Below are 3,107 nucleotides of genomic sequence, written 5' to 3' on the forward strand. Positions count from 1 at the left end.
CCGTGGAGCCGAACCGTCGCGGGACCGCCGCGTGGTGTGCTCCCAGCAGGCCCGCGGGGAGGGCGCGCACGAGGCCGGTGAACAGGGGGCGGTCGGGCGGGAGGAACTCGGTGGTGACCGCGTAGGTGGTGCCCCACGAGACGGGGGCGAGGGCGGTGAGAGCGGTGAGAGCGGCGCGGTTGGCGGCCATGGCGGGACCCTTCCGAGTAGGTCGACGCTAAGTAGCTTAGCTGTAAGCTACTTAGCGTCAAGCTACTTGCTTGCGGGTGACCGGAACCGGGCGGATACTCGCCGCATGAGTGCAGAGCGCAGGGACCCCGTCGACGCGATCATCGACCAGTGGGCGGTCGTACGGCCCGATCTCGACACCGCCGCGATGGAGGTCTTCGGCCGGATCTTCCGGCTCTCGCGCGCGATGGGCGACCGGATGGAGAAGGCCTACTCCCGGTTCGGGATCTCACGCGGCGAGTTCGACGTCCTGGCCACCCTGCGCCGCTCGGGCGAACCCTGCACCCTCTCCCCCCGCCAGCTCTCGGCCACGCTCATGCTCACCACGGGCGGGATGACCGGGCGCCTCGACAAGCTGGAGCGGGCCGGACTGCTGCGCCGCTCCCCCGACCCGAACGACCGGCGCGGCCTCCAGGTGACCCTGACCGAGGAGGGCCTGCGGCTGATCGACGAGGCGGTCGGGGCGGGTCTCGCCGAGCAGACGGACGCGCTGTCCGCCCTGGACGGCGAACAGGCCGGCCGACTGGCCGACCTGCTGCGCGAACTGCTCGCCGGAACCGCCGGGACCGCCCGGCCCTAGGGCCCGGCTCAGCCCACGTGGGCGGCGAGCGCCGCCCCGATCGCCGCCGGGCCGGCGGAGTCGGCTGCCCAGGCGACGTATCCGTCGGGGCGCACCAGCAGGGCCGTGCGGCGGTCGCTCGCCCAGCGCGCCACGGCCAGCCGGTCCGCGCGGTCCCGCCCGTCCTCGTACGCCTCCGCGGTGATCAGCACGAACCGCCCGCCGCGCAGGGCCTCGTAGAGCCGGCCGCCGCCGGCGAGGGCGACGTCCGGGACGCGGGTTCCGGTGAGGCGGTGGGCACCCCGGGGAGCCGGGTAGCGGAAGCCGATGCCGGTGATCTGTCCCGCGGCCTTGCGGCCGGCCGGGCCGACGGTGTTCAGGAAGGTGGTCAGGGCGGCGCGCAGCGCCAGCGTCCAGGGGCGCTTGGCCATCGCGAGGCGGACGATCCCGCCGCTGCTGCGGAGCACCGCCCTGCCGACGGGGTGACGCTCGGCCTGGTACGTGTCGAGCAGCGCCTCGCCCGCGTGCCCGCCCGCGACGGCGGCGAGCTTCCAGCCCAGGTTGGCCGCGTCCTGCAGGCCGGTGTTCATGCCCTGACCGCCGGCCGGGGTGTGCACGTGGGCGGCGTCGCCCGCCAGGAAGACCCGGCCGACCCGGTAGGCGGGGGCCTGGCGCTCGTCGCTGTGGAAGCGGGACAGCCAGCGGGCGTCGTGCATCCCGAAGTCGCGGCCGAGGGCGAGCCGGGTGATCTCCTTGACCTCTTCGAGGCCGAGGGGCTCGCCGTCGGGGACGTTGCGGCGGCGGTGCCAGCCGATGACGCGGTAGTAGCCGTCGCCGAAGGGTGCGATGAAGGCGAAGGCGTCACCGGCGGCGTTGACGGTGAGCAGGTCGTCCGGCTTCTCGGCGAGCAGGACGTCGGCGAGGACGACGGACCGGATCACCGACCTGCCGGGGAAGGGCAACCCGATCGCGTCGCGTACGGCGCTGCGCATGCCGTCGGCGCCGACGACGTAGGCGGCCCGCAGACTTCCGGTCCCGCCTCCGGGGCCGCGGACCTGGACGGTGACGCCGTCCACGTCCTGGCTCAGCCCGGTCAGCTCGGTCTCGTACCGGAACTCCACCCCCGCCTCCACCGCGCGCCGCTCCAGCGCCTTCTCCACCTCGTACTGCGGGAGGACGAGGAGGTGGTTGAAGCGGGAGGGGAGCGTGTCGAGCCCTATGCCGAGCCGGCCGAAGAGGCGGAGCCGGTCGAGGGGCCGGCCGACGGCCTCGAGGTCGTCGGCGAGGGCACGGGCGTCGAGCTGCTCCAGGGTGCGGGCGTGCAGGACGAAGGCCCGGGAGAGGTTGCTGATCCCGTGGGGGCGCTTTTCGAGGAGCGTGACAGGGACACCGGCGGTGGCGAGGTCGCCCGCGAGCAGGAGGCCGGTGGGGCCGGAGCCGACGACGATCACCGGCAGCGGGGTCCGGGCGGGGCCGGTCGCACCGCTCGCGGAAGTCGTACCAGTCGTGCCGTTCATGGGAGGCCTCCTGGAGTGCCAACGCTTGTTGGTCAACGCTTGTTGGCAAGCCTACGGCCGCACTCGGGCACCGTCAACACTTGTTGGCCCACATCTGTTGGCATACGCTCGTGGACATGACTGTGAGCAGTACGGGCCCCAACGGCGCTCCCGGTGCCGCGCGCCGTTCCGACGCCACCCGGAGCGCCATCCTCGCCGCCGCCCGCGAGCGCTTCGCCGCGGACGGCTACGAGCGCGCCACCATCCGGGCCATCGCCAAGGACGCGCGCATCGACCCGTCGATGGTCATGCGGTACTACGGCAACAAGGACGGACTGTTCGCGGCGGCCGTCGCGATCGATCTGCGGCTGCCCGCCCTCGCGGCGGTGCCGCGCGACGAGGTCGGCCGGGCGCTCGTGGCCCACTTCCTCGCGCTGTGGGAGGAGAACGAGGAGCTCACGGCCGTGCTGCGGGTCGGTGTCACCAATCGGGCGGGGGCCGAGCGTATGCAGGGCATCTTCCGTGACCAGCTGTTGTCGGTGGCCCGGCAGGTGTGCCCGGACCCCGAGCAGGTCCCCGCGCGGGCCGCGCTGTGCGCCGCGCAGCTGCTCGGGCTGGCGCTCACCCGCTACGTGCTGCGCTTCCCGCCGACCGTGGCGCTGGCCCGCGAGGAGATCGTGGCGTGGCTCGCGCCCACCGTGCAGCGGTACCTCACGGCGCCCGCCCCCTGACGCGGGGAAGCACGAAGGGCGCCGGCCGCACCGAGGAAGGGCGGGGGGGAGGCGCCCATCGCTGTGTGGGGGGGTTGCGCGCAGTCCGTCGCC

General features: G+C 74.0%; 3 protein-coding genes and 1 pseudogene. 2 read left to right on the top strand and 2 right to left on the bottom strand.

Annotated elements, in window-relative coordinates; all coding sequences use genetic code 11:
- Nucleotides 1–190 (bottom strand): annotated as a pseudogene (locus tag ACFW2E_RS29660) (hypothetical protein); the annotation flags it as partial.
- A 105-nt stretch (nt 191–295) separates the two neighbouring features.
- Between ACFW2E_RS29660 and ACFW2E_RS29665 the strand changes: the two are divergent.
- Entirely contained in the window at nt 296–808 is a 513-nt protein-coding gene (locus ACFW2E_RS29665) for a MarR family winged helix-turn-helix transcriptional regulator (RefSeq protein ID WP_384470146.1), read from the top strand.
- Between the two features lie 8 nt (nt 809–816).
- Here ACFW2E_RS29665 and ACFW2E_RS29670 read toward each other — a convergent pair whose 3' ends face one another.
- A complete protein-coding gene (locus ACFW2E_RS29670) occupies nt 817–2,304 on the bottom strand; it encodes an FAD-dependent monooxygenase (RefSeq protein ID WP_384470147.1) in 1,488 nt (495 codons plus the stop codon).
- A 116-nt stretch (nt 2,305–2,420) separates the two neighbouring features.
- Here ACFW2E_RS29670 and ACFW2E_RS29675 point away from each other — a divergent pair, with 116 nt between their 5' ends.
- Nucleotides 2,421–3,014 carry a TetR family transcriptional regulator gene (locus ACFW2E_RS29675; protein WP_384470148.1) on the top strand — a complete coding sequence of 198 codons (594 nt, stop codon included), beginning with the start codon at nt 2,421–2,423 and terminating at the stop codon, nt 3,012–3,014.
- The last annotated feature ends 93 nt before the right edge of the window (nt 3,015–3,107 follow it).

The sequence above is a fragment of the Streptomyces sp. NPDC058964 genome (assembly GCF_042741275.1).
In the GTDB taxonomy this organism is placed as follows: Bacteria; Actinomycetota; Actinomycetes; order Streptomycetales; family Streptomycetaceae; genus Streptomyces.